The organism is Solwaraspora sp. WMMA2059, from assembly GCF_027497315.1.
In the GTDB taxonomy this organism is placed as follows: Bacteria; Actinomycetota; Actinomycetes; order Mycobacteriales; family Micromonosporaceae; genus Micromonospora_E.
In genome coordinates, this window is sequence record NZ_CP114908.1 from 1867530 (window position 1) to 1893568 (window position 26039).

Sequence of the window (26039 nt, forward strand, 5' to 3'; positions counted from 1 at the left end):
ACCTCACCCACCAGTGGTCCCGGTCGTCAGTGGGCGTGCTGCCCGCCGGTAACCGCTGGATCGACCATCAGGAGAATCCATGACTCGACACCTCCGACGGCCGGCGTGGCCGGTGGCGGCCGTGGCCACCGTGGCTCTCACCGCGGGGATGACCGCGGTGACCACCCTGTCGGCCAGCGCCGCCAGCGGCTGCCAGGTCACGTACACCGTCGCCGCGCAATGGCCGGGTGGCTTCGGTGCCAACCTCGCCGTGACCAACCACGGTGCGCCGATCAACGGCTGGACGCTGAGTTGGACTTTCGCTGCCGGCCAGGCAATCACCCAGTCCTGGGGATTCACTGCCGACCCGGCCAGTGGCACCGTCGTCCTGCGAAATGTCAGCTACAACGCGTCGATCCCTACCGGCGGCACTGTGACCGGGGGATTCAACGGCACCTGGAACAACTCGTCGAACCCAGTGCCGACGACCTTCACTCTCAACGGCACGGTCTGCAACGGACCCGTTCCCACCAGCCCGCCACCGACGACCGCGCCGCCACCGACCACCGCGCCGCCACCGACGACTGCGCCGCCACCGACGACTGCGCCGCCACCGACGACTGCGCCGCCACCGACGACTGCGCCGCCACCGACGACTGCGCCACCGGTCAACACGCTTATCGTCGCGACCAACGGAAACGACGCGAATCCTGGCACACTCGGGGCTCCACTGGCGACCCTGGCTCGGGCGGTGACCCTGGCTTCCCCCGGCACGACGATCGCCATGCGGGGCGGCACCTACCAGTTCAGCACCAACGTGCGGATCATGAAGGACGGCACATCAGCCAACCCGTACACGATCACCAGCTACAACCGGGAGCGGGTGGTTCTCGACGGGGAGAACCTGCCGCACACCCCGGCCCCGGTCGGTGGCAGCATCCCCAACCTCGAGCGTGGCGTGCTGCACATGGAGGCCGACCACTGGCGGGTACGTGACCTGGAAATCATTCACGGGCCATACGCCATCTTCTGCCGCGACTGCAGCAACAACGTCTTCGAACGTCTCGTTACCCGCGACAACTACGAGTCCGGCCTGCAGATTCAGGGCGCCGCGAGCAACAACCAGGTGATCAACCTCGACTCGTACGGCAACCGGGATCCACGCAAGAACGGCGAGAGCGCCGACGGCCTGGCCATCAAGGAGGGCTCCGGCAACGGCAACGTGGTACGCGGAGCCCGGCTGTGGAACAACTCCGACGACGGTTTCGACGCCTGGGAGTTTGCCTCTCCGATCCTCGTCGAGGACTCTGCGGCCTGGGGTAACGGCTTCAACCGATGGGGTCTGCCCAACTACAGCGGCGACGGCAACGGGTTCAAGATGGGCGGCGGTGACCCCGACCCGGCAGCGAACCACACCATCCGTAACAGCTTCTCGTTCAGTAACGCGGTGAGCGGGTTCATCGACAACGGCAACCCGGGCACCATCACGGTGGACCGCACCACGGCCTGGAACAACGGCGACAGCGGGTACAAGTTCGCGAACTCGACCTCGCGGTTGACCGCGAACCTCGCGGTCAGCAACGGGGCGGGGGTGTCGCTGGGCAACTCCACGGCGACCGGGAACTCGTGGAACATCAAAAGCTCCTGGAGCAACTCGGATCTGCTCAGCACGGATCCTTCGGTGCTGATCGGGCCGCGCGCCACGGACGGCGGGATTCGGAGCTCCGCCTTTCTGCAACCACGCAGTTACCCGAACCTCGGAGCACGTAGCTGACGGACGGACGGGGAAATCAGCATTCTATAGCAAATGCACCAAATCACCGTACGCCTGGCGGGTCCTGCACCCGCCGGGCGTACGGCATGTTGTCGTCGACGGGTTGGCGATATATCGTCGGTGTATCGACAAAGCATCGTTGGAGGCAGCCATGAAGTTCCACCACCGGTTCCACGGCGGACCGCAGGCATGGATGCGGGGCGGATTCGGATTCCCGCCGTTCGGTCCCGGTCCCGGCCCCGGCTTCGGTCCCGGTCCCGGTCCCGGTCCCGGCTTCGGCGCAGGGCCGGGCGGCGGCCCGTGGCGGGGCCGGGGCGGCGGCCGCGGCCGCCGCCGGCCGAACGTGCGTGCCGCCGTGCTCGCCCTGCTCGTCGAAGGACCAATGCACGGGTACGAGATGATCCGGGAACTCGACTCCCGCACCGGCGGTGCCTGGCGACCGAGCCCGGGATCGATCTACCCCACCCTGCAACTGCTCGAGGACGAAGGGCTGGTCGTCGGGACCGTGGACGCGGCCGGCGGCAGCCGCCGGCAGTACGCGTTGACCGACGCCGGCCGCCCCGAGGCCGAGCAGGCCGCCGAGCAGGCGCCGTGGACGCAGTTCGCCCCGGAAACCGTGGAGAGCTGGCACGACGTGCGCGAATCCGGTATGCAGACGTTGCACGCGCTGCGCCACGTGATGATGAACGGCACCGCCGAGCAGCGGGAGCGGGCCCTGGCCGTACTCGACGAGACTCGCCGCAAGCTGTACGCCATCCTGGCCGACTCCGAGTAGGTCGCCGGTCACCGCAGGATTCGTAGGGATCGGCTGTCGATCCGGCGGCCCGCCGATCGTCGTCATGGCGTACGGCAACGCCACTACCTGCGAGGAGCCCGACATGAAGTACATGCTGTTGTTCGTCAGCCCGCCGACCGACGGCCCGGAGCAGGCCGGGGCGCAGTGCACGGTCGAGGACTGGATCGCCTACGACAAGCAGATGAAGGACGCCGGCATCTGGGTCAGCGGCAACGCCCTGGCGGACCTGACCACCTGCACTTCGGTCAAGGTCGACGCAGACGGTCAACGGATCGTCACCGACGGCCCGTTCGCTGAGAGCCGCGAGGTGCTCGGCGGCTACGACATCATCGACGTACCGGACCTGGACGTCGCGCTGGACTGGGCGGCCCGCTCGCCCGGTGCCCGGGACGGGGGATCGGTGCAGGTGCGTCCGGTCGCCGAGTTCGGGATCTGATCCCCCGATGGCCGGCGTCGAATCGCCCGACGACCCCGCCGCGCCCGCGAGGGGTGCCGATCCGGAAACGGCGAGGGGTGCCGATCCGGAAACGGTGCGGGGTGCCGATCCGGAAACGGTGCGGACCTCGGTGGCGGCCGTGTTCCGCGAGGAGCACGGCCGGCTGCTCGCCACCCTGGTCCGCCGCTTCGGTGACCTGCACCTGGCCGAGGAGGTGGCGGCCGAGGCCGTCGAGGCGGCTCTGACGCACTGGCCGGTCTCCGGCGTGCCGACCCGCCCCGGGGCGTGGCTGCTGACCACCGCCCGGCGTCGCGCGGTGGACCGGATCCGCCGTGACCGGACGCTGGCGCTGCGCCTGGCGGTGCTGCAGGCCGAGGCGGACCGGGCCGACCCGGCGCCGGCCGCCGACATCGACCCCGACCTGCCCGACGACCGGCTCGCGCTCTTCTTCACCTGCGCCCACCCGGCGTTGCCCGCGCCGGACCGGGTGGCGCTGACCCTGCGCCACCTCGGCGGGCTGACCACCGCCGAGGTGGCCCGGGCCTTCCTCGTGCCGGAGGCGACGATGGCCCAGCGGATCGTCCGGGCGAAACGCAAGATCCGCGACGCGCGCATTCCGTTCCGGGTGCCCGGTGTCGACGAGTTGCCGCAGCGACTCCCCGGCGTGCTGCAGGCGGTGTACTCGATCTTCACCGAGGGCTACGCGGCGAGCTCCGGTCCGCACCTGCAGCGCCTCGACCTGGCCGAGGAGGCCGTCCGGCTGGCCCGCATCCTGCACCGGCTGCTCCCGACCCAACGGGAGACCGCCGGCCTGCTCGGGCTGCTGCTGCTGGTCCACGCCCGTCGGCACGCCCGGACCGGCCCGGACGGGGCGCTGGTGCTCCTCGACGAGCAGGACCGGCGGCGGTGGGACCGACCGATGATCGCCGAAGGCTGCGGGCTGGCCCGTACGGCGTTGACCGGTGGCCCGCCCGGACCGTACGGGCTGCAGGCCGCGATCGCCGCGTTGCACGACGAGGCCGCCGACGTCGCCGGCACCGACTGGCCGCAGATCGTCGCCCTGTACGACGTACTGGCGCGGATCGCGCCCTCGCCGGTGGTCGACCTGAACCGGGCGGTGGCGGTGGCCATGCGCGACGGCCCGGCCGCCGGGCTGGCCATTCTCGACGAGCTGGCCGCCGACCCTCGGCTGCGCTCGCACCACCCGTTCCCGGCGGCCCGGGCCGAGCTGCTGCAGCGTCTCGGCCGGTACGCCGACGCGGCCGACGCCTACCGGCAGGCGCTGGAGCTGGCCGGCACCGAGCCGGACCGGGAGCACCTGCGGAGTCGGTTGGCTGCGGTACGGGCGGCGACCGCCGCGACGGACTGAGCCGGTCCCGGCGCCCGGTCCCGTCACCTCCCGACGGTGTCGGTCCGTTCGCCGAGACTGACGGCAGACCTTTCTTCCTCGGCCGAGTAAGCAGCTGAATACGTGTTCGGTGGATCGTTGACACTCTGCGAAGAGATAAGTCAGACTTTTGCCGGGAGGTCGACATGAGCGAGCTGCGACGACTGGCGGTCATCAACTCCGACGCGAAACGGGCCCCGGTCCTGCCCGATCCACCTGGACTCGTCACCGAACTGCTCGACCCGCGCCTGCGGCGGTTCGCCCGTACCCCCTACGAACACCTGCTCACCGAGGTCGGCACGGTCGACGTCGCCGAGGCGGCGATCGCCGCCGGCTGCGACGCCGTCTACATCGACACGTTCGGCGACTACGGCGTGGACCGGCTGCGGGCGGCCACCACGGTGCCGATCGTCGGTGCCGGCGAGGCGACACTGGCCTGGGCCGCCGCACTCGGTCGGCGGTTCAGCATCGTCACCGTCTGGCCGGCCTCGATGGACTACCTCTACGCGCAACGACTGGCCACCTGCCCCGGTGGCGAGCTCGCCGCCGGCGTGCACTACCTCTCCGACGAGACCGAGCTCGACCTGGTCGGCACCGACAGCGGGGTCAAGGCCCGGATGGGTCGGGGCGAGACCGACGTGGTCGCCGCCATCACCGAGGCGTGCCTGCGGGCCGCCGACGCCGATGGCACCGACCTGATCTTCTTCGGCTGCACCTGCATGACCCCGGTCGTCGAGGAGGTCGGGCACCGGACCGGGATCGAGATCCTCGACCCGTCCGTCGTCGGCCTGCGGGCCGGGCACGCCGCCGCGCTCGCCGCCACCGGTGCGCCAGCGCGGACCGGCCGGCTCGGCGCGGTCACCGCCCTGGTAGACGCCTACCTGGGTGTGGACGCGACGGCCGGGGCCAGTTGTTCGGTCGACGCCGACGGCTGCGAGGTCTGCGCCGTCACCTCGGCCTCGGCGTCGTGACGCCGCTGTGTCGGCGGGTCGGCATCGACCTGCCGGTGATCGCTTTCAGCCACTGCCGGGACGTGGTGGCGGCGGTGAGCCGGGGTGGTGGACTCGGGGTGCTCGGCGCGGCCTCGATGTCCCCGGAGGATCTCGAGCAGGATCTCGCCTGGCTCGACCGGGAGTGCGGGCGTACGCCGTACGGTGTCGATCTGCTCTTTCCCGCCACGACGGCCGGTGACGACCCGGCGGACCTGCTCGCCCAGATCCCGGCCGGGCATCAGGAGTTCGTCGCCGGGTTGCGGACCCGGCTGGGCATCCCGCAGCGGCGCAGCGCACCCGGGCGGACCCGGCTGGGTGGGATGCCGACCGAGATCGACCATCTGATGACCCACGCGAACGCGTACGCGTTGTGGGAGGTCGTCCAGGCCCACCCGGTCCGGCTGGTGGCCAGCGCCCTCGGGCCGCCGCCCGCCGCGGTGCGGGCCGTCGCGACCCGGCGCGACATGCTGGTCGCCGGCCTGGTCGGCGACCAGCGACACGTCCGTCATCAGCTGGCCGCCGGCGTCGACGTGATCGTCGCCCAGGGCTACGAGGCGGCCGGACACACCGGCGAGACCACCACGATGGTGCTGGTGCCGCAGGTCGTGGCGGCCGCCGGTGAGGTGCCGGTGGTCGCCGCCGGCGGCATCGCCACCGGCCGTCAGGTGGTCGCCGCACTGGCACTGGGCGCGCAGGCGGTGTGGACCGGCTCCATCTGGCTCTCCACCGCCGAGAGCGATCTCGACCCGGTGGTCAAGGACAAGATCGTGACGGCGGCGGCGACCGACACCGCGAAGACCACGTCGTACACCGGTAAGCCGACCCGACAGCTGACCACCGCGTGGACCCGGGCCTGGCAGCAGCCGCCGGCGCCGGCGCCGCTGGCCTCACCGGTGCAGCAGCTCCTCGCCCGTGACGCCGTCGTCAGCTCGTTCGAGCATCAGGTGACCCCGGTGATGGGTTCGGCGGCGGGCCAGGCGGTGGGCCTGGTCGACCGGGTGCGCTCCGTCGCCAGTGTGCTGGACGACCTGCGGACCGGCATGGCCGACGCGGTCGGCGACATCGCCGCCCTGGCCGATGACGACGCCAGTGACGTCGGTGACGCTGCCGCCCGCGACGGCGACTGACCCGGCGGGCGCGACGGCGACTGACCCGGCGGGCGCGACGGCGACTGACCCGGCGGGCGCGACGGCGACTGACCCGGCGGGCGCGACGGCGACTGACCGGCGGCCGCGCGGCCCTTCACCGCCGACGGCGGCGGCGGGCGTCCAGGGCGGCGGCACCCAGCGTGTACGTGCTGAGCAGGGCGATGATCCCGGTCGCGACGGTCAGCACCGCTGACAGCGAGGTGCCGGTCAGCGCCGCGCCGCTGAGCAGTGCGCTGCCGCCGAGCGTGGTGAAGGCGGCCACCATCCACGCCGCGTAGATCTCCGCCCGCCGGTGCGTCGGTGCCGACTCGCCGATCAGTCGGGTGGCGCCGAGCAGCGTCAGCCCGCCCCCGAAGCCGACCAGCACCGCGCCGGTGACGGTGGCCGCCGGGTCCTGAAGATGCAGGGCCAGCGCGGTGGCCCCGGCGCCACCGGTGATCGCCACTACGCCCAGGCAGATCGACCGGGTCGAGTCGAGTCGGTTGAACAGCAACTGGGACAGCAGCGTCATACCGATCAGCAGGGTGAGCAGTCCGCCGGTGCCGCCGGCGGCGGTGACGCCGGCACCTTCGGCGAGGATCCGCGAGCCGAAGGTGCCGAACAGGGCCATGCACCCGTTGAGGGTCATCAGTGAGCAGGTGGCGACGCTGAACGGCAGCAGGATGGCGCGGGGGACCCGGACCGGCCGGACCAGCCGGATCCGTCGCGTCGTCCGACGGTCGGCCGGGGTGCGGACCAGCAGGATCAACGGCACCAGGGCGGCCACGCCGATGACGACGAACGGCAGCACCAGCGGGTAGCGGGTGTGGTCGGCCAGCAACCCGGACATCAGCGGTGCCAGGCCCATGCCGAGGGTGGTGCAGACCGAGTGGGTCAGGCTCCCCGCACGGGTGCCGCGAGGATGGAAGTCCAGCAGCGCGGCGGCGGTGGTGGCGCTGACCATCCCGGTCGCCATGCCCTGCACCACCCGCCCGGCGACCAGCGCCGGCAGCGACGCCGCGGTCGCGGTCACCAGGCACGCCGCCAGGACCAGCGCGACCCCGCCGAACATCACCGCCCGTCGACCGACCAGATCGGACAGACCGCCCAGTAGCGTCACGACCAGGATCACCCCGACGGGATAGCCGGCGAACGCGACGGCGACCTGCGCCGGCGTCAGCTGCCACCGGTCCGCGTAGATCGCGAACAGCGGGGTGGCGGCGAAACTGCCCAGCACGGCGACGAGGATCAGCGCGCCGGAGGCGGCAGCCATCCTCGCCGACGGACGTCGTGGGGTTTCCTCCAGCGCAGAGGTCGACACCGGCCACCGCCTTCCGGACAAAAGTCTGATGAATGAGGTCCGAGGCTGTCAAGGTCTTGCCAGACGAGGGTTCCCACCTGCAGAGTGTGGCCTGGAACTGCTGCTTGCTCGGCGGGCGACGAGGTTACACGGCGGAAACAGTGTTGGCGTCAAGGACTGTTGTCCAGTGTCTTTACGCCTAACGTCAGACATATTAGGTTGAGGCACTGGGCGTACTCGCCGCCAGTGGCGGGAGGTGGAGGTGCACCGATGACAGTCACGATCGTCGACGCCGGGAACGTGCCGTGGGTCAACGGCGAGCAGGTCTACGACTCGATGGAGCCCGCCTTCCGCGACAACTTCGGCGGCGACCCCGACCAGGTGCGTGAACTGCTGTCCCGGTACTGGATGCGGTCGCTGTGGCTGGACCGGGACACCACCCGCAGGATCGACCACATCCGGGCCGTCGCCGGCTACCGCGATCTCAGCGAGGCCTACCACGACAGCGTGGAGGAGGCGTACTTCCTCGACGGTGTGGTCGACCTCAGCGCCGAGGGACGGCTGATCGCCGGCGACTACTTCTGGCGTCCGCCGGGCTGGGTGCACAAGGCCAGCAGCGACGAGGGCTTCACCGCGATCCTGTGCATGGAGGGCGCGGTCGCCACCGAGGGCAGTGACCGGGTGACCCGGGTGGTCTGCCCGGACGACCAGGCCGGCGTGCGGGCCCGGGCAAACGGGGCAGCCGGGGCGGCCGACGACGTCGGCCCGCGCGGCTACCTGCGGCGGGTCGAGTCGCGGCAGCTGCCCTGGGCACCGTTGACCGCCCGGTGGTCGGGTGTCGACGCCGAGGTGGTCGGGCTGCCGTCGCCCGACACCGGACCGACACCGGTGGGCCGGCCGCTGAGCCGCAACGTGGTCACCGGGGCGTGCAGTGCGCTGGTCCGGCTGCCGGCCGGCTACACCGGTACGCCGCAGCCGGTCGACCGGGAACGGTTCCTCGTCACCACCACGGGGACCCTGACGGTCGCGGGGCAGCCGCTGACCGCCTGCTCGCTGATACACCTGCCGGCCGGTGCCACGCCGCCGCCCATCGTCGCCGACACCGACGTCGAGCTGTTCGTCAAGATCGGGGAGGCGACGGCGTGACCGACGTACGGTTCGCCACCGACGACCAGGTGATGACGATCGTCCTCGACGGCCCGGAGACGATGAACAGCCTGACGCCGGCGGCGATCGCCGGACTGGACGCCGCCCTGGCCGCCGCCGAGGTCGATCACACCCTGCGGGCCGTGGTGATCACCGGAGTGGGGGACCGGGCGTTCAGCGTCGGGATGGACATCGACTTCCTGGAATCCTGCTTCGACGACCCACAGCGGATCTTCCTGCCGTTCCTGCGCTCGTACCATGCGGTACTGCGTCGCATCGAGCAGCTCGGCGTACCGGTCGTCGCCCGGGTCAACGGCCTCGCCCGCGCCGGTGGCTTCGAGCTGATCCTGGCCTGTGATTTCGTGATCGCCGCCGACGAGGCGAAGGTCGGCGACATCCACCTGGAGTTCGGCATGCCGCCCGGTGCCGGCTCCAGCCAGCGTGCGCCGCGCAAGCTCGGCGACCAGCGGGCCAAGGCGCTGATGCTCACCCCGCTGTGGCTGCGCGGGCCGGAGCTGGTGCAGTGGGGTGTCGCGCTGGCCAGCGCACCCCGGGCGCAGCTGGACGACGAGGTCGGCAAGCTGCTGTCGTCGCTGCGCGGCCGGTCCCGCCCGGCGATGGCGATCACCAAGCGGCTGCTCAACTCGGTGCACACCATGACGCTGGAGGAGGGCCTGCGCTACGAGCGCGAGATGTTCTCCCGGCTGCACGAGGAGGTGCCCGAGGTGGCCGAGGGCTACCGGGCGTTCGTCGACAAGCGCGAGCCGGTCTGGGGGGACGTCGATGTCCGCGGCCTTGCCTGAACCGCCGGCCCCGCCCTCGCCGTCGGCGGATCCGCCGTCGGTCACCGTCACCGCGGAGCTGGTCGACACCCTGATCAGTCGGGGCGGCTACACCCATCCGCTGTTCAACCCGCCGGACCCGGGCAGTGGCGGTGGCCCGCCGCTGCCCGGCCAGGCGGTGCTGCTGCTGATGGGCGGCCTGGCCGAGCAGTCCGGCCAGCTCGACGACGCGATCGCGCTGCTGGAGCTGCGCCGGATGCGGTTCCATCAGCTGGTCCGGGCCGGCGCCACGCTGCGGGTGCGGATCGAGCGCCTCGCCAGCCGGAGCACCTCCAGCGGCAAGGTCGTGGCCGAGCTGCGGTGGACCGCCGTCGACGCCGACGGTGCGCCCGTGGCCGAGGCCGAAGCCGTCATGCTGATGAACGAATCGGGAAAGGCGGACCCAAGGTGACGGGTGTGCAGCTCAACATGGCGGCCGGGATCCGGGAGTTCGGCCGCGCCACGCCACGCCGGATCGCGGTGGTCGACGGCGACCGTGAGGTCACCTTCGGTGCCCTGCACCAGCGGTCGAGCCAGCTGGCCAGTGCGACCCTGGACCGGGGGTTGGCGCCCGGGGAGCGGATCGCGGTGCTGAGCAACAACCGGTACGAGTACTTCGAGATCTCCGCGGCGATGGCCAAGGCCGGTATCCCGACGGTGCCGCTGAACCCGCGCAACAACGTGACCGACAACGCGTACATCCTGGCCCACTCGGCCGTCCAGGGGATCATCGTCGCCGACGACCTCGCCGACCGGGTCGACGGGCTGCTCGACGGGCTACGGCTGGTGCTCAGCTTCGACGGCGGGGTGGGCGAGCACTACGGGACGTTCCTCGACGGTGGGCGGGCGGTCGACCCGCAGGTGCCGGTCGACGAGCTGGATCCGTTCTGTGTCACGTACACCTCCGGCACCACCGGGCGACCCAAGGGGGTGCTGCTCACCCACCGGGGCCGGGTGCTGACCGCGTTCGGGGTGGGGCTGGACTACGGGCTGGGCCCGAACCGCAGCACGATCGCGGTGGCGCCGATGTACCACGGCGCCGGCTTCGAGTTCGCGTACGCGGCACCGATGCTCGGCGGCTCCTGCACGGTACTGCCGAGCTGGGATCCGCAGCGGCTGCTCGACCTGATGGTGAGCAGCCGGGCGGAGACGGTCTTCCTGGTGCCCACCCACGCCCAGCACATCCGCCGGTTCTGTCCGGAGCCGGCGGCCCGCTACGACCTGTCGGCGCTGAAGACCCTCTACTTCAACGCCGCCGCGTTGCCGGTCGCGCTCAAGGAGTGGGTGATCGAGGCGTTTCCCGGCGTGGAGGTGCACGAGCTCTACGGGTCGACGGAGTGCTCGATCGTGACCAACCTGCGGCCGGAGTTCGCGCTGGACCGGGCGGGCAGCGTGGGTCATCCGTGGTTCTGGAACGAGGTACGGCTGGTCGACGAGGACGGGGCGCAGGTCGGCCCGGGTGAGCCCGGCGAGCTGTACGCGCGTTCGCCGCTGCTGCTGACCGGCTATCTCAACGACGAGGAGGCGACCCGGGCCGGGTACGACGCCGACGGCTTCTTCTCGGTCGGCGACATCGCGGTCCGTGACGAGGAAGGCTTCATCTCGATCGTCGACCGGAAGAAGGACATGATCATCGCGGGTGGGGTGAACATCTTCCCCCGCGAGATCGAGGAGGTCATCGCGCGGCACGGGCCGGTGGACGAGGTCGCGGTGGTCGGCGTTCCGGACGAGGTGTACGGCGAGCGGATCGCCGCGTTCGTGGTGAGCCGTGCCGGCCAGCAGATCGACGTCTCCACGCTGGATGGCTACGTACGGGAGCACGTGGCGCGGTACAAGGTTCCCCGGGAATGGCACGTGGTCGACCAGTTGCCGCGCAACCCGAGCGGGAAGATCCTCAAGCGGACGATCCGCGACGAGTACGTCAGTCAACCTGGTAAGGGTTGATTGTAGGCGCCTTCTCTTCCAATGTCTGACCAATGTGGGTGGGACGGTTTTCGTCGCTGTACCCGTATTGAAACGCGGCGCTGCCCGCTTGTTGCGCTGCTGCCAGCGGTGGAGATTGTGTCAGTACGGTAAAACTCTGACTTTTAGTGGACTGGCTGGTCAGAGGCCGTTAGTGTCATCCGCACCAAGGTCCCGATGCGGCTCGCGGCTCACCTGTCGACCGCACGGACTTCGTGATCAGGAGGCCATCGTGTCCCACTTCAATAGTTCCGGTGTCGCCCTCTCCCGTCGCTCCGTGCTCGCCGGTCTCGGCGGCGCGTTCATGGGCGGCGTACTGCTGACCGCCTGCGGCAGCGACGACTCCGACTCCGGTTCCACCGGCGCCGCCGACGGCGACCTCACCACGATCCGACTCGCCGGACTACCGGCCTCGGCGCTCGCCGCGTTCAAGCTCGCCATGTCCGACGGTGCCTTCGAGGCCGCCGGCCTCGACATCCAGTACGAGGAGTACGCCGAGGCGGCCGCCGTCTACACCGCGTACCGGGCCAACGAGGTCGACGGTGGCCTCGGCGGCATCCCGTCCACCGCCAACCTGGTCGCCACCGGCGTCGACCGCAAGGTCGTCTGCGCGCTGCAGCGCACCACCAACGGCATCCTGGTGCGCGCCGACAGCGACATCCAGTCCCTCGGTGACCTGCGTGGGCGCAAGCTTGGTCTGTTCGGCAGTGCGATCGGTTCCTCCACCAACCAGTTCTTCGCACTCTGCCGCGAATACCACGGCTTCAACCCCACCACCGACTGCGAGGTGCAGTACGGCGCCCCGAACCTGATGGCCGAACTGCTCGGCCAGGGCGACGTGGACATGGCACTGGTGATCGACCCGGCCGGTGCGGACCGGGTGGTCAGCGGCGAGTACCGGTCGCTGGGCGACCTCGGCGTGCTGCTGGAGGAGGCCACCGGGCTGCAGGCGTTCACCGCCGGCTGGGACTTCGCCACCGACTTCATCGACGCCAACCAGGAGGCCGTGCAGGCCTTCGTCGACGTGAACCTCGAGTACCAGACCCGGTTCAACGGCGACCAGTCGCTGTGGGACAGCGCCCTGCGGGAGTTGTACGAGATCGACGACCAGGCAGTGCTCGACGTCATCTGGGAGAACCAGCGCGGCCGGCTCGTCGAGCAGTGGGGCGAGCAGGAGAAGCAGCAGGCCGCCGAGCTGCTCACCTTCCTGAGCGACAACGGTGAGCCGGAGTTCCTGCCCGAGGTGCCCGACGGGCTGTTCGTCTGACGTCGACCACCCCCCGCCTCGCGAGGAGACGCACGATGACCCTGTCCGAAACCACCCAGCCGGCGCAAGCGACGGCCGGAGCGGCGGATCGTGGCGCGGCGGGTGGCCGCGGTGGCGGTGGGCGCGGTGGTGCCCACCGCTTCCTGCGGCACGGCGTCTCGCTGCGGATCGCCTCCGTGTTCATGCTGATCGTCATCTGGTGGCTGGGTTCACTGGCCGTCGGTGAGCGGATCCTGCCGACCCCGTGGACCACCGCGTCGGCGTTGGTGACCAGCGTGCAGGAGACGGTCTTCTGGACCGACCTGCAGGTCACCATGGTCCGGATCCTGATCGGCTTCGCCGCCTCCATGGTGCTCGGTGTGCTGGTCGGTCTGGTGATGGGGCTGTCCCGGATCGCCGAAGGGCTGCTGGACATCTGGATCGCCGTCGGCCAGACCATCCCCAGCCTCTGCTGGGTGATCGTCGCGTTCATCATGTTCGGCCTCAACGACACCGCCACCGTCGTGGCGATCACCCTGACGTCCTTTCCGATCATCGCGATCAACATGTGGTCCGGGGTCAAGGCGATCGACCCCCGGCTCGGCCAGATGGCCCGCACTCTCGGTGCGTCGCGGGGCCTGCGTACCCGGGAGGTGACCCTGCCCCAGGTGCTGCCGGCGGTGATGGCCTCGGCCCGGTTCGGGTTCGGCATCGTGTGGAAGGTCGTCGTCCTCGCCGAGCTGCTCGGCCGCACCGACGGCATCGGCTACCGGCTCAACTACTGGTTCCAGCTCTTCCGGATGGAACAGGTCTTCGCACTCACGCTGTTCTTCTCGATCCTGATGGTGGTGCTGGAGTTGGCGGTGTTCAAACCGATCGAGGCCAAGCTGTTCCGCTGGCGTCCGGAGGGGGCCCGATGAGCGCCGACGCCCGGATCGTCATATCCGACCTGGTCAAGGGCTTCCACACCCGCAACGGCTTCATCACGGTCATCGAGCGGATGAACCTGGAGATTGCCGACGGCGAGTTCGTCGCGCTGGTCGGACCGTCCGGTTGTGGCAAGTCGACCGTGCTGAACATGCTCAGCGGGCTGGACACCGACTTCACCGGCACAGCCGAGATCCGCAGCGGGGCACCGGGGGTGCAGTTCAGCTACGTGTTCCAGGAGCCGCGGCTGCTGCCCTGGAAGACAGTCCGGCAGAACGTCGAGTTCGCCCTGAAGGCGACCGGGGTGGACCGGGCGCAGTGGTCCGACCGGGTGATGCCGGTGCTGCGTCGGGTCGGACTGGCCGGCTTCGAGAACCACTATCCGCACCAGATCTCCGGCGGCATGCAGCAGCGCACCGCGCTAGCCCGGGCGTTCGTGCTGGACGCGCCGGTGATGCTGATGGACGAGCCGTTCAGCGGGCTGGACGAGTTCACCGCCCGCAGCCTGCGTCAGCTGCTGCTGGAACTGCGTACCCAGACGGCGGGCAAGGCGTTCGTCTTCGTCACCCACAACGTGTTCGAGGCCGCGGTGCTCTCCGACCGGGTGGTGCTGATGTCCAACCGGCCGTCGACCGTACGCCGGGTGGTCGACGTCGAGGTGCCGTTGCCGCGCAGCTACGACGATCCCCGGCTGTTCGACGTCAGCCGCGAACTCACCCACGAGATCATCTCGACGATGACCGCCACCGACGACGGTGGTCTCGTCGTCGACGAGGCACACACCCGACTCGCCGGGCCGGGTGCGTCGTGACCGGCGCGCTGCGACCCCGGCTGCCGACCGCGTTCGCGGCCGGGGCGGTGCTGCTCACCCCGGCCCGGACGCTGACCGACGGAGACTTCGCCGCGATCGTCAACGTCTCCTGGGAGAACGGCCCGCTGCACACCGACGCCGAGTACATGCGCGGCACCGGGTTCGGCCGGCCGATCCTGGGCGGGCCGTGCCTGATCGCGCTCGCCGCCGGGCTCACCTCGACCACCATGTACGCCGCCTGGTACGCCGCCGGCCTGGACTGCCACGCCGCGCTCGGCATCGACGAGATCCGTTACACCGGGCCGGTGTCCGCCGGTGACACGCTACGCGTGCGTATCGAGGTGACGCGGTTGGAGCCGACCCCGGGCGGGCGGATGTACGTGGGCGTGGTGCACGACGACGTACGCAACCAGCGGGACGAGACCGTCCTGCGGATGACGCGTTCCTACCTGCTGCGCCCACTGCCCGAGCCCGAGCCGGAGTCCGAGTCCGATTCTGCGCCGGGCGTCGGCGCGGCAAACCCGGAGCAGCCGTGAAACCGCCGTCGACCAGCACCCTCACGCTGACCCGGCACGGGCGGGTGCTGCTGGTCACCCTGGACCGGCCGCACCGGCTCAACGCCTACGACCGGGTGATGGTCGACGAACTGCGGCGTACCTGGCGCTGGTTCGGTGCCGACGACGGCCTGCACGTCGCCGTGCTGACCGGAGCCGGCGAGCGCGGCTTCTGCACCGGCTTCGACGTCGACGACACCCTCGACGCCGGGGTCACCAGTCCGTCGCTGGACCACGCCGGCCGGGTCGCGTTGACCGCCCGCGACCTGGGCGTCTACAAGCCGGTGGTGACGGCGGTCAACGGGCACTGCTGCGCCGGTGGTTGGCACTTCGTCAACGACGCCGACGTGGTGCTCTGCACCGAGACGGCGACCTTCTTCGACACCCACCACGACGTGGGCCTGGCCAACCCGGTCGAGGCGGTCGGCGCGCTGGGGCGGCTGCCGCTCGGCGAGCTGATGCGGATGGTGCTGACCGGGCGCGCGTACCGCATCGACGCCCGCCGGGCGCTGGAGCTCGGTCTGGTGACCGAGGTGACCGCTCCCGCCGATCTGGTGGACCGGGCGTTGGCCATCGCCACCGAGATCGCCCAGCATCCGCTCGACGTGCTGACCACCACGGTGGAGACGGTGTGGACGGCGGTGCAGGCGCAGCGGTCCGCGGCCGAGGCGTTCGGGTTGGCGATGCTGGCCCGCTCCGACGCCTCGACCGCCCGGCGCGGCGAGTCCATGCGGGAATTCCGGCACTGAGGGGCACGATGGACTACGGGATCTTCAGCCACATCGAACGGCTCGACGACCTCGAGCGTGACCTGCGGGCCGCCGACGCCGACGGGATCGCCAGCTACTGGCTGACGCAGGGCTTCGGGCACGACACGCTGACCGTGATCGGCGCGTACGGTCGGCAGCTGAGCCGGCTGCGGATCGGCACCGCCGTGGTGCCGGTCTACCCGCGTCACCCGATGGCCCTGGCCCAGCAGGCGCTCACCACCAACATGCTGCTCGGCGGCCGGTTGGTGCTCGGCGTCGGGCCGTCGCACCCGCAGGTGGTCGAGCCCTGCTGGGGGATGTCCTACGAGCGGCCGGCGCGCTACATGCGCGAGTACCTGACCGCGCTGACCGGCGCGCTGACCCAGCGGGTCCGCTACACCGGTGAGGTGATCACCGCCCGGGGTGACCTGACGATCAGCGGCGACCCGCCGGCACCGGCGGTGATGGTCTCCGCGCTGGGCCCGAAGATGCTGGAGCTGACCGGTGCCCTTGCCGCCGGCACGATCACCTGGATGGTCGGCCCGCGCACGCTGACCGAGCTGACCGTACCGGCGATCACCGCCGCCGCGCGGACGGCTGGTCGGCCGGCCCCCGAGATCGTGGTGACCGCCGCGGTCTGCGTCACCGACGACCCGACCCGGGCCCGCGCGGCGATCGACCCGGTGCTCGGCTGGTACGACGACAAGCCGTCCTACCGGGCGATGCTGGACCGCGAAGGTTTACAGCGGGCCAACCAGATGGCGATCGTCGGTGACGCAGACGAGGTGCGGGCCGAGATCGACCGCTATGCGCGGGCCGGGGCGAGCACCTTCGCGGCCCAGTTCTACGGCACCCCGGAGGAACGGGCGGCAACGCGGGCGCTGATCGGCGAGCTGGCCGGGACCACCCGTTCGACCGGGGATGGCCGACAGTGACGCGGATCGGCGTCCGCCATGCCCTACCGTGGTGGTTCGCGACGAATCCGCACTCCGGTGTGCGGGTCCGAAAGGATGCGGAGCCGAAGTGACCATGGCCAAGGACGTGACGCACGAGCCGGCGAGCCGGTCGGAAAAGGCGATCCCGGGGCACCGCCGGGATCCTGGGGTGCTCGGGGTGACCCGGGTCCAACCCGCGTACCAGCAGGTCGCCGACCAGTTGCGGGAGCGGATCCTGGACGGGTCGCTGACCGCGGGGGACCGGTTGCCGACCGAGGTCGAGCTGTCGGAGATCTTCGGGGTCAGCCGTAGCACGGTACGGGAGGCGTTGCGGGTGCTGGCGTCCAAGGATCTGATCCGCACCACCCGGGGAACCACCGGCGGCACCTTCGTGGCCCGGGTGCAGTTCGACCAGGTGAGCGAGTATCTGGAGATGAGCTTCGGGCTGATGTCCGGGGCCCGGGACATCACGTTGGACAACCTGCTGGAGGCGCGGGAGTGCCTGGAGGTGCCGGCGGCCGGGCTGGCCGCGCTGCGCCGCGCCGACGAACATCTGGTGCTGATGCGTCAAGCGGTGGAGCGGGAGAAGTCGACCCGGGCCCGCGGCCGCAAGTTCCGTGAGCACCGGACCTTCCACGGGGTGCTGGTCGAGGCGACCGGTAACCAGCTGCTCGGGGTGATGGCCGAGCCGGTCTTCCGGGTGCTGCAGGCGCGGACCGCCGACCGCGACATGCCCGCGGAGTACTGGAGCCAGATCGACGCCGAACACACCGAGATCTGCGGCTATGTCGAGGCCGGTGATGTCGAGGGTGCGCAGGCGGCGATGCGGGCCCACCTGGGTACCGTCCGCCGGGCGTACGACGGACACTGAAGACAAACTCACAACTAAATACCTGATGTTTCGGAACTACGCCCTGCTGTCGTGCTGAGCAGGGCGTTTTCGTTGGCCTGGTTGAGTTGCTGGCCCTTGACTCGTAAAAGTCAGACAAATAAGCTGGTGGCAGTTCACGGGCGGGCGAGAGGATCGGTCGATGTCGGTACGGCAGGGGTGGACCGGACGCTTCTTTGAAGACTTTGGCGTCGGCGACGTCTATCAGCATCCCCTCGGGCGCACCGTGTCCGAGGCGGACAACACCTGGTTCACCCTGTTGACGATGAACACCAGCCAGATGCACTTCAACACCGAGTACGCCGCCCGGTCGGAGTTCGAGCGGCCACTGGTCGTCTCCACCCTGACCCTGGCCATCGCGGTCGGGCAGAGCGTCACCGACCTCACCCAGAACGCCTTTGCCAACCTCGGCTGGAACGAGATCGTCCTGCCGCACCCGGTGTTCGCCGGCGACACCCTCTACAGTGAATCGTTGGTACTCGACAAGCGTGAATCCGGGTCCCGCCCGTACGCCGGGATCGTGACGGTCCGCACCCGCACCCTCAACCAGGACGGCGCACAGGTCTGCGCCTTCAAACGCACCTTCTACGTCTACAAGCGTGGCGCCAAGCAGGTCGAGGGAATCTTCCCGGCCGCCGCCACCCCGCTGTCGCTGGAGAACGAGGCGACCGGATGAGCCTGCGCCTGACCTACCAGCCCTGGGGAGAGACCCTCGCCGAACTCGCCGCCGCCGGCCGTCGCGCCGAGCAGGCCGGCGCCGAGGTGCTCTGGGTCTCCGAACTGCACCGTAGCGCAACCGGCACCGCCGCCGCGCTGGCCGGCACCACCACGACCGCCCGGATCGGCACCTCGATCGTGCTGGCCTTCACCCGCAGCCCGATGATCACCGCCTTGGAGGCGCTCGACCTCGACGAGCTCTCCGATGGACGGTTCATCCTCGGCCTCGGCTCCGGCGTCCGGCGACTCAACGAGGACTGGCACCACGTCGACTTCGGCAAACCCGTCGCCCACCTGCGGGAGACCGTCCGCAACATCCGGCACTTCTGGGCCAACTGCGCCACCGGCGAACCGATGATGCTCGACGGCGAGTACGAGCCGATGCGCATCCGCGGCTACGAACGCCCGTTCCCGGTGCCGCCGGCCGGCATCCCGGTCTACCTGGCCGCGATGGGGCCGCTGATGACCCGGCTGGCCGGGCAGATCGGCGATGGCTGGATCAGCCACGAACTCTGCTCTCCGGCGTACCTGGCCGGGCAGATCCTGCCCGACCTGACCGCCGGCATCGACCGGGCCGGCCGGACCCGCGCCGACCTCGACGTCGTCGTCTCCGCCTGCTGCTCGGTCGCCGACGACCGGGCGTTGGCCCGCCGCCGCGCCGCCGGCCTGGTCGGCTTCTACGCCACCGTGCGCACCTACGCCGACTTCTTCGCCTTCCACGGCCTCGCCGACGACCAGCAACAGGTGATCGACGCGTTCCGGGCCGGCGCCGGCGCCGACCACCTCGCCGACTCCGTCAGCGACCGGATGGTCGACACGCTGACCCTGGCGGGTGACCGCGCCGAGGTTGCCGAGCGGATCGCCGGGTACGCGGGCATCGCCGACTCGGTCAAGTTGAGTCCACCCACCCACGGGCTGCCCGCCGCCGAGACCCGAGCCGCCCAGGACGAGATCATCGCGCTGATCGCCGAGCTGACGGGAGCCGCAGCATGACGCCGCTGGCCGACATCCGGATCATCGCCGTGGAGCAGTACGGCGCCGGCCCGTTCGGCACCGTACACCTGGCCGACCTCGGCGCCGAAGTGATCAAGATCGAGGATCCACGGGCCGGCGGCGACGTCGGCCGCTACGTGCCGCCGTACGCCGAGGACGAGGACTCGCTGTTCTTCGAGACGTTCAACCGCAACAAACGCAGCCTGTCACTGGACCTGACCACCGACGCCGGCCGCGAGGTGTTCGAGAAGCTCGTCGCCGTCGCCGACGTCGTCTACTCCAACCTGCGTGGCGACGTGCCGGAGAAGATGCGAATTCGCTACGACGACCTCAAGCACATCAACCCGCGGATCGTCTGCGTCTCGCTGACCGGCTTCGGGATGACCGGCCCGCGTCGGGCCGAACCCGGCTACGACTACATCCTGCAGGGACTCGCCGGCTGGATGGAGCTCACCGGTGAACCCGACGGACCACCGACCAAGTCCGGACTGTCCCTGGTCGACTACTCCGGCGGGTTCGTCGCCGCCATCTCGCTGCTCGCCGGGGTGCACGCCGCCCGCCGCGACGGCGTCGGCATGGACTGCGACGTCAGTCTCTACGACACCGCGATCTCGATGCTCACCTACCCGGCCACCTGGCATCTCAACGCCGGCTTCCAGCCGGCCCGCACCCACCACTCGGCGCACCCGTCGCTGGTGCCGTTCCAGGTCTTCCAGGCCAAGGATGGCTGGATGGTGGTCGGCTGTGCCAAGGAGAAGTTCTGGACCCGGCTCGCCGACGTCGTCGGCCACCCCGAATGGGCCGCCGCCGGATCGCCGTACGGGACCTTCGGCACCCGCCGCGACAACCGCGACGAGCTGCTCGCCGAACTGGAGCAGATCTTCCGGCAGCGCACCGTCGAGGAGTGGCTGACCCAGCTGTACGCTGCCGCGATCCCCTGCGGGCCGATCAACGACGTGCCGGCGGCGCTGGCCGAGGAGCACACCGCCGCCCGGGACCTCGTGGTCACCACCGAACACCCCCGGTTCGGCACCGTGGCGCAGCTCGCCAGCCCGGTGCGGGTCGGCGCCGAACCGCCCGCGTACCGCCGCGCGCCGCAACGCAACGAGGACTTCGCCACCGTCACCGGCGACATCCTCGGGCTCGACCCGCAGACCCTGGCCGAGTTGACCGCCGCCGGCGCGTTCGGCACCCCCCGTAGCCCCGGCCCGGCCGCCGCCGGTTCCGAGGACACCGCCCGATGACCGGCCCGCCATGATCGCCGCAGCGCTCGCCGACTGGGCGACCGGACCGCTCGACCCGCCGGCGGCGGTCCGGCGGGCCGCGCTACGGCACCTGCTCGACGGCCTTGGCACCGCCCTGGCCGGCCGGCGCGGCGGCACCGTCGACCCGGCGCTGCACGTCGCCCGCGACCTCGGCGGCCCACCGGAAGCCACCCTGCTCGGTGGCCGGGACACGATCGGTGCCCCCGCCGCCGCGCTGGCCGCCGGCGCCATGGTGCACGCGCTCGACTTCGACGACACCCACGCCGCCGGCCTGGTGCACGCCACCGCCGTGGTGCTGCCCGCCGCCTTCGCCGTCGGCGAGCAGGTCGGCGCCAGCGGCCGCGACGTACTGCACGCCGCCATCGCCGGGTACGAGACGGTCTGCCGGGTCGCCGCCGCCGCCCCGCACGGCTTCCACGCCCGCGGCCTGCACGCCACCATGGTCGCCGGGGTCTTCTCCAGCGCGCTGGTCACCGCCCGGCTGCTGCGGCTGGACGCCGCCCGCGCCACCGACGCGCTCGGCATCGCCGGCAGCCAGGCCGGCGGGCTGCTCGCCTTCCTGCACACCGGGGCGGCCACCAAACAACTGCACCCCGGCTTCGCCTCGCACGCCGGCATCCTCGCCGCCCGGCTCGCCGCCGCCGGCGCGGCCGGCCCGGCGAACGTCTTCGACGGCCCGCACGGCGTCTTCGACGCCCTGGCCGCCGGCCCCGTCGACCCGGCGTCGATCATCGCCGGCCTCGGCCAACGCTGGGAAACCCTCCGGATCGGCATCAAGCCCTACCCGGCCTGCCAGCTGTCGCACGCCGCGATCGACGCCGCCCGCGCCGCCCGCCGCCAGCCCGGTTTTCCCGCCGACCCGGCCGCGATCGCCCGGATCGACGTCGACGTGCACCCCGACTCGGCACCCACGGTCTGCGGGCCCGGCCGGGACCTGACCCGGCCGGCCACCCCGTACGCGGCGAAGTTCTCGCTGCCGTGGAGCGTCGCCGCGACACTGCTCGACGGCGACCTGACCACCGCCAGCTACCGGCCCGACGTCATCGACCGCGCCGACGTGACCGCCCTCGCGGCCCGGCTGCACTGGCGGATCGTCGCCACCGGTGGGCACGCCGCCGACGCCCCCGGTGCCGTCGTGGTCACCCTGGCCGACGGCACGACCGTACGCGGCGCGGTGCCGCGCAGCGGCGGCGGCCCGGACACCCCGCTGACCGACGACGAACTGGCCGCCAAGTTCCTCGGCAACGCCGGCCCGGCCGGCGCGCCCGTCGTCGACCTGCTGCGCCGCCTCGACGACCTCGACGACCTCGACCCGATCATGGCGGCGCTGGCCGCCGCCGGTGACTGACCAGGGAGACGCCCGTGCCGCCCGCCGCGATCCGACCCGCCGACTTCCCCTGGTTCCCGTACGACGGGTTCACCTTCTGCCTCGGGCTGGCCGACGGCGACGCCGCCTGGACCTCCGGGCACACCGCCGCCGCGCTCGACACCACGCTCGGCAAGATGACCGTCGGCGGTGACCTGGCCACCCAGACCGCCACCGCGTACCGCAAGGTGCTGACCATCCTGGAAGCCGCCGGCTACGGACCGGCCGACGTCACCCGGGTGACCGAGAACGTCACCGTGGCCGGCCTCGACGACTACGCCGCCGCGGCCGCCGTGCGCGCCGAGGTGTTCGGCGAGCACCAGCCGGTGGTCCGTACCGTCGTGGTCGAGCGGCTGGTCCGCCGGGCCGCGCTGATCGAGATCGAACTGCACGCCGTCGTCGGCGGCGGCCAGTTGCTTGTCGCCAGCGAACCGCGAGCCGCCGGCAGCTGGGTGCCCTCACCGGTGCGCGGCGGCCACGACGGTGCCGTCTACCTGCCGACCATGCTGCCGGTCGACGCCACCGGCGAGGTGGTCCACCCGGGCGACTTCGTCAGCCAGTACGCGTACTGCCTGGACCGGGCGCAGGACCTGCTCGTCGCCGCCGGTCTGTCGCTCGACGCCGCCGTCACCACCTACGACTACTCCACCCCGGCGACCCGAGAGGTGTACCGCAGAACCCACCGGGTCCGCGCCGAACGGCTCGGCGGTGCCGGCGTCTACCCGGGAGCCGGTGGCATCCTGATGAGCCGGCTGCACCATCCCGATGCGCTGGTCGCGATCGACGTCACCGCGTCGCGGCATCCGCTGGAACTGGTCAACCCCGGCTGGTCGCGGTACGACTCGCTGACCTACGCCCCCGGGGTGAAGGCCGGCCGGACCCTGTACATGTCCGGTTTCGCCGCCCTGGACATGCGGACCCAGCAGGCACTGCACCCCGACGACATCGGCGCGCAGGCCGAGGTTACCTACGGGGCGATCCGTGAACTGCTCGACCACGCCGGGCTCGGCCCGCAGGACCTGGTGGAGACCACCGAATTCTGCGTCGCCTCGGCGATCGGCGACTACCGGGCGGTCGCCGGGGTACGCGAGCGGCTGCTCAGCCCGCCCTGGCCGGCGTCGACCGGGGCGATCTGCGCGGCGCTGCTGCGCCCCGAGTTCCTGCTGGAGGTCTTCCCGACCGCCGTCTACCCCGAGCCCGCCGACGAACCGGCCGAGCTGGCCGTCGACCGGGTCGAGCCCGCCGACGGGCCGAGCACCGCTGGAGGTAGCTGATGGGTCTGCTCACCGACGAGCTGCGGGCGCTGCTCGGCACCCGCAAGGTCTACACCGCGCCGGAGGCGCTCGGCGCCGCCGCCGGGCGCTACTTCGCGATGGCGGTCGGCGACGACAATCCGATCTACCGCGACGGCGACTACGCCCGGGCGCACGGCCTGCCCGGGGTGACCGCCCCACCGACGCTGATCTGCGAGACCGGCCAGTACACCGGGCTGCCGATGGCCTCCGACGGCTACGCCGGCCACTCCTGGCACCTGGACGTGCCCGGCACCCGGCAGGTACGCGGCGGCAACACGTACACCTTCCACCGGCGGGTCCGTCCCGACGACGTGATCACCGCGACCTGGGAGATCCACGACCTGACCGAGAAACGCACCCGGGGCGGCGGCGACATGCTGGTCGTCGGCTCCCGGGCCACCTACACCAACCAGCACGGCGAACTGCTGGCGGTCAACGAGGAAACCATCATCCTGGTCGCGATGGGCGGTGATCCGACGTGATCGCGCAGGTCGGTGACACCCTGCCGGGGCTGGAACGCACCATCGCCCTGGCCGACATGGTCGCCTACGCCGGCGCCACCTGGGACTGGTACCGGCTGCACTACGACCCGGAGTTCGTGGCGGCCGCCAAGGTGCCCGGCCCGGTCGTCGACGGCCAGGTCTTCGGCGCGCTCTTCGTCGAACTGGTACAGGACGCCTTCGGGCCGTACTGCTTCGTGCGGCAGCTCTCCTTCACCTTCCGCAACCTGATGTTCGCCGGTGAGACGGTGCGTTGCACAGGCACGGTGGTCAAGGTCGACGGCGACCGGATCGAGGTCGAACTGGCCGCCGTCATCGCCGCCAGCGACTACGGCCCCGAACGTCCGGCGGCCCGGCCGGCCCGGGCTGTCGTCCTGCTCGGCACCGCCGACGGACCAGGCGCGGGCACCGCCGACGGTGTGCCGTGACCGGGCGGGACCGGGCGGCGGTGGCGATCGTCGGGGCGGCCGAATCCGACCTCGGGGTCACCACCGCGTCGACGCTGACCCTGCAGACCCAGGCGGTCACCCGGGCGTTGGCCGACGCCGGGCTCACCCTCGCCGACGTCGACGGGCTGGCCACCACCGGCATCTCCCGCTTCTCGACCACCGCGCTCGCCGACCACCTCGGGCTGCGGCCCCGCTGGGTCGACGCCAGCTTCGTCGGCGGCAGCGCCGCCGAGATGATGGTGGCCCGCGCCGTGCAGGCCATCGACGCCGGCCAGGCCAGCGTCGTGGTGGTCAGCTTTGCCTCCAACCAGCGGTCGGCACGGTCGCGCAGCCTGGCCGGGGTGATCGAGGAGCACACCCCGGAGGCGCAGTTCGAGACGCCGTACGCGCCGCTGTTCCCGATCTCCTACTACGCGATGGCCGCCCAGGCGTACCTGCACCGCTACGGCGGCAGCCCGGAGCAGCTGGCCGAGATCGCCGTCGCCGCCCGCGAATGGGCCCGGCTCAACCCGGCCGCCTACCGCCACGGTGCGCCGCCGCTGACCGTCGACGAGGTGCGGGCCGCCCCGACGGTCTGCACCCCGCTGACCGTCGCCGACTGCTGCCTGGTCACCGACGGCGGCGGCGCGATCGTCCTGACCAGCGCGGACCGGGCCCGTGACCTGCGCCGGGTCCCGGTCGCGGTGCTCGGCTACGGCGAACGCTCCACCAACACGTCGATGACCGCCGCCGACGACATCCTGGACACCGGGGCCCGCGAGGCCGGCGCGGAGGCGTTCGCCCGGGCCGGGATCACCGCCGCCGACGTCGACGTGCTGCAGGTGTACGACTCGTTCACCATCACCGCCGCGCTCAGCGTCGAAGCTCTCGGTTTCTGCGGCGAGGGCGAGGTGCTCGACTACATCGCCGGCGGCCGGATCCGCCCCGGCGGTGACCTGCCGCTGGACACCTCCGGCGGCGGGTTGTCGTACTGCCACCCCGGCCAGTTCGGGGTGCTGCTGCTGGTCGAGGCGGTCCGCCAGCTGCGCGGCGAGGCCAGTGCCCGGCAGGTGCCGGGCGCGCGGATCGCCGTCGCGCACGGCACCGGCGCGATCCTGTCCACCCACGCCACCGTCGTGCTGGGGGTGTCGTGATGAACCCGCTGCCCGAGGTACCACCCGCCGACGACCTGACCGCCGACTGGTGGCAGGCGACCTGTGAACACCGCCTCGTGCTGCAGACCTGCACCGGCTGCGGTCACCATCAGCATCCGCCCCGCGCGGTCTGCGTCCGCTGCGGCGACACCACGCGGCTCGGCTTCACCGAAGCCAGCGGCGACGGCACCGTCGACACGTTCACCGTCGTGCACCGGGCGCCGCGCCGCGACCTGGCGGTGCCGTACACCATCGCCCGGGTCCGGCTCGCCGAAGGCCCGCTGCTACTCACCCGCCTCGACGGCTTCAGCCCCGGCACCGGGCCGGACGATGACGCCGACGATGCCGGCTGGCGGATCGGCGACCCGGTCACCGTCGACTGGGTCGACCTGCCCGACGGCCGCGCCCTGCCGGTCTTCCGTCGACCCACGCCACGCCGACCCACGCCGGCCGATCCCCGCTGAGCCCGCCGACCACCCAGGAGACCCCG

The 26039-nt window shown here is 71.4% G+C and carries 27 protein-coding genes; 26 read left to right on the forward strand and 1 reads right to left on the reverse strand.

Features of this window, described 5'->3' with window-relative positions; all coding sequences use genetic code 11:
- Positions 1 to 79 precede the first annotated feature (79 nt).
- The 6 genes from O7553_RS08535 (at position 80) to O7553_RS08560 (ending at position 6491) form a co-directional block, all read left to right on the forward strand.
- On the forward strand, positions 80 to 1753 hold the full coding sequence (locus O7553_RS08535; protein WP_281554273.1) for a cellulose binding domain-containing protein: 1674 nt from the start codon (positions 80 to 82) through the stop codon (positions 1751 to 1753).
- A 151-nt stretch (positions 1754 to 1904) separates the two neighbouring features.
- A complete protein-coding gene (locus O7553_RS08540; RefSeq protein WP_281554274.1) occupies positions 1905 to 2528 on the forward strand; it encodes a PadR family transcriptional regulator in 624 nt (207 codons plus the stop codon).
- Positions 2529 to 2631: 103 nt separating this feature from the next.
- On the forward strand, positions 2632 to 2985 hold the full coding sequence (locus tag O7553_RS08545; RefSeq protein ID WP_281554275.1) for a YciI family protein: 354 nt from the start codon (positions 2632 to 2634) through the stop codon (positions 2983 to 2985).
- A 7-nt stretch (positions 2986 to 2992) separates the two neighbouring features.
- The gene (locus tag O7553_RS08550; RefSeq protein WP_281554276.1) at positions 2993 to 4354 is read left to right on the forward strand and encodes a DUF6596 domain-containing protein; all 1362 of its coding nucleotides are present in this window, start codon (positions 2993 to 2995) and stop codon (positions 4352 to 4354) included.
- A gap of 164 nt (positions 4355 to 4518) precedes the next feature.
- The gene (locus O7553_RS08555) at positions 4519 to 5343 is read left to right on the forward strand and encodes an aspartate/glutamate racemase family protein (protein WP_281554277.1); all 825 of its coding nucleotides are present in this window, start codon (positions 4519 to 4521) and stop codon (positions 5341 to 5343) included.
- Positions 5340 to 6491, forward strand: a complete 1152-nt coding sequence (locus tag O7553_RS08560) for a nitronate monooxygenase (protein ID WP_281554278.1) — start codon at positions 5340 to 5342, stop codon at positions 6489 to 6491. The genes O7553_RS08555 and O7553_RS08560 overlap by 4 nt, the downstream gene beginning before the upstream one ends.
- 115 nt (positions 6492 to 6606) lie before the next feature.
- Here the strand turns inward: O7553_RS08560 and O7553_RS08565 are convergent, their stop codons facing one another.
- Positions 6607 to 7812: an MFS transporter gene (locus O7553_RS08565; protein ID WP_281554279.1), complete on the reverse strand. Its 1206-nt coding sequence runs from the start codon at positions 7810 to 7812 to the stop codon at positions 6607 to 6609.
- Between the two features lie 249 nt (positions 7813 to 8061).
- Here O7553_RS08565 and O7553_RS08570 point away from each other — a divergent pair, with 249 nt between their 5' ends.
- From O7553_RS08570 to O7553_RS08665, 20 genes are all read left to right on the forward strand, one after another.
- Positions 8062 to 8937 carry a hypothetical protein gene (locus O7553_RS08570; protein WP_281554280.1) on the forward strand — a complete coding sequence of 292 codons (876 nt, stop codon included), beginning with the start codon at positions 8062 to 8064 and terminating at the stop codon, positions 8935 to 8937.
- Positions 8934 to 9740 (forward strand): enoyl-CoA hydratase-related protein, encoded by an 807-nt coding sequence (locus O7553_RS08575; protein WP_281554281.1) that lies wholly within the window; start codon positions 8934 to 8936, stop codon positions 9738 to 9740. Before O7553_RS08570 ends, O7553_RS08575 begins: the two co-directional genes overlap by 4 nt.
- Complete coding sequence (locus O7553_RS08580) at positions 9721 to 10170, forward strand: hypothetical protein (RefSeq protein ID WP_281554282.1); 450 nt, start codon at positions 9721 to 9723, stop codon at positions 10168 to 10170. The genes O7553_RS08575 and O7553_RS08580 overlap by 20 nt, the downstream gene beginning before the upstream one ends.
- A complete protein-coding gene (locus O7553_RS08585; RefSeq protein WP_281554283.1) occupies positions 10167 to 11702 on the forward strand; it encodes a class I adenylate-forming enzyme family protein in 1536 nt (511 codons plus the stop codon). The genes O7553_RS08580 and O7553_RS08585 overlap by 4 nt, the downstream gene beginning before the upstream one ends.
- A gap of 250 nt (positions 11703 to 11952) precedes the next feature.
- Positions 11953 to 12987, forward strand: a complete 1035-nt coding sequence (locus O7553_RS08590; RefSeq protein ID WP_281554284.1) for an ABC transporter substrate-binding protein — start codon at positions 11953 to 11955, stop codon at positions 12985 to 12987.
- A 35-nt stretch (positions 12988 to 13022) separates the two neighbouring features.
- Positions 13023 to 13886, forward strand: a complete 864-nt coding sequence (locus O7553_RS08595) for an ABC transporter permease (protein WP_281554285.1) — start codon at positions 13023 to 13025, stop codon at positions 13884 to 13886.
- A complete protein-coding gene (locus O7553_RS08600) occupies positions 13883 to 14704 on the forward strand; it encodes an ABC transporter ATP-binding protein (protein ID WP_281554286.1) in 822 nt (273 codons plus the stop codon). The genes O7553_RS08595 and O7553_RS08600 overlap by 4 nt, the downstream gene beginning before the upstream one ends.
- Positions 14701 to 15240 (forward strand): MaoC/PaaZ C-terminal domain-containing protein, encoded by a 540-nt coding sequence (locus tag O7553_RS08605; RefSeq protein ID WP_281554287.1) that lies wholly within the window; start codon positions 14701 to 14703, stop codon positions 15238 to 15240. The genes O7553_RS08600 and O7553_RS08605 overlap by 4 nt, the downstream gene beginning before the upstream one ends.
- Positions 15237 to 16007 carry an enoyl-CoA hydratase/isomerase family protein gene (locus tag O7553_RS08610; RefSeq protein WP_281554288.1) on the forward strand — a complete coding sequence of 257 codons (771 nt, stop codon included), beginning with the start codon at positions 15237 to 15239 and terminating at the stop codon, positions 16005 to 16007. Before O7553_RS08605 ends, O7553_RS08610 begins: the two co-directional genes overlap by 4 nt.
- Before the next feature lie 8 nt (positions 16008 to 16015).
- The gene (locus O7553_RS08615; RefSeq protein ID WP_281554289.1) at positions 16016 to 16942 is read left to right on the forward strand and encodes a TIGR03564 family F420-dependent LLM class oxidoreductase; all 927 of its coding nucleotides are present in this window, start codon (positions 16016 to 16018) and stop codon (positions 16940 to 16942) included.
- A gap of 94 nt (positions 16943 to 17036) precedes the next feature.
- A complete protein-coding gene (locus O7553_RS08620) occupies positions 17037 to 17813 on the forward strand; it encodes an FCD domain-containing protein (protein WP_281555537.1) in 777 nt (258 codons plus the stop codon).
- Between the two features lie 160 nt (positions 17814 to 17973).
- On the forward strand, positions 17974 to 18507 hold the full coding sequence (locus O7553_RS08625; protein ID WP_281554290.1) for a MaoC family dehydratase: 534 nt from the start codon (positions 17974 to 17976) through the stop codon (positions 18505 to 18507).
- A complete protein-coding gene (locus O7553_RS08630) occupies positions 18504 to 19541 on the forward strand; it encodes an LLM class flavin-dependent oxidoreductase (protein WP_281554291.1) in 1038 nt (345 codons plus the stop codon). Before O7553_RS08625 ends, O7553_RS08630 begins: the two co-directional genes overlap by 4 nt.
- Entirely contained in the window at positions 19538 to 20785 is a 1248-nt protein-coding gene (locus O7553_RS08635; RefSeq protein ID WP_281554292.1) for a CoA transferase, read from the forward strand. Before O7553_RS08630 ends, O7553_RS08635 begins: the two co-directional genes overlap by 4 nt.
- Positions 20786 to 20795: 10 nt before the next feature.
- Entirely contained in the window at positions 20796 to 22154 is a 1359-nt protein-coding gene (locus tag O7553_RS08640) for an MmgE/PrpD family protein (protein ID WP_281554293.1), read from the forward strand.
- A 14-nt stretch (positions 22155 to 22168) separates the two neighbouring features.
- Positions 22169 to 23446: a RidA family protein gene (locus tag O7553_RS08645; protein WP_281554294.1), complete on the forward strand. Its 1278-nt coding sequence runs from the start codon at positions 22169 to 22171 to the stop codon at positions 23444 to 23446.
- Positions 23446 to 23949 (forward strand): MaoC family dehydratase N-terminal domain-containing protein, encoded by a 504-nt coding sequence (locus O7553_RS08650; protein ID WP_281554295.1) that lies wholly within the window; start codon positions 23446 to 23448, stop codon positions 23947 to 23949. Before O7553_RS08645 ends, O7553_RS08650 begins: the two co-directional genes overlap by 1 nt.
- On the forward strand, positions 23946 to 24395 hold the full coding sequence (locus tag O7553_RS08655) for a MaoC/PaaZ C-terminal domain-containing protein (protein ID WP_281554296.1): 450 nt from the start codon (positions 23946 to 23948) through the stop codon (positions 24393 to 24395). Before O7553_RS08650 ends, O7553_RS08655 begins: the two co-directional genes overlap by 4 nt.
- The gene (locus tag O7553_RS08660; protein WP_281554297.1) at positions 24392 to 25549 is read left to right on the forward strand and encodes an acetyl-CoA acetyltransferase; all 1158 of its coding nucleotides are present in this window, start codon (positions 24392 to 24394) and stop codon (positions 25547 to 25549) included. Before O7553_RS08655 ends, O7553_RS08660 begins: the two co-directional genes overlap by 4 nt.
- Positions 25549 to 26013 carry an OB-fold domain-containing protein gene (locus tag O7553_RS08665; protein ID WP_281554298.1) on the forward strand — a complete coding sequence of 155 codons (465 nt, stop codon included), beginning with the start codon at positions 25549 to 25551 and terminating at the stop codon, positions 26011 to 26013. The genes O7553_RS08660 and O7553_RS08665 overlap by 1 nt, the downstream gene beginning before the upstream one ends.
- Positions 26014 to 26039: the final 26 nt, after the last annotated feature.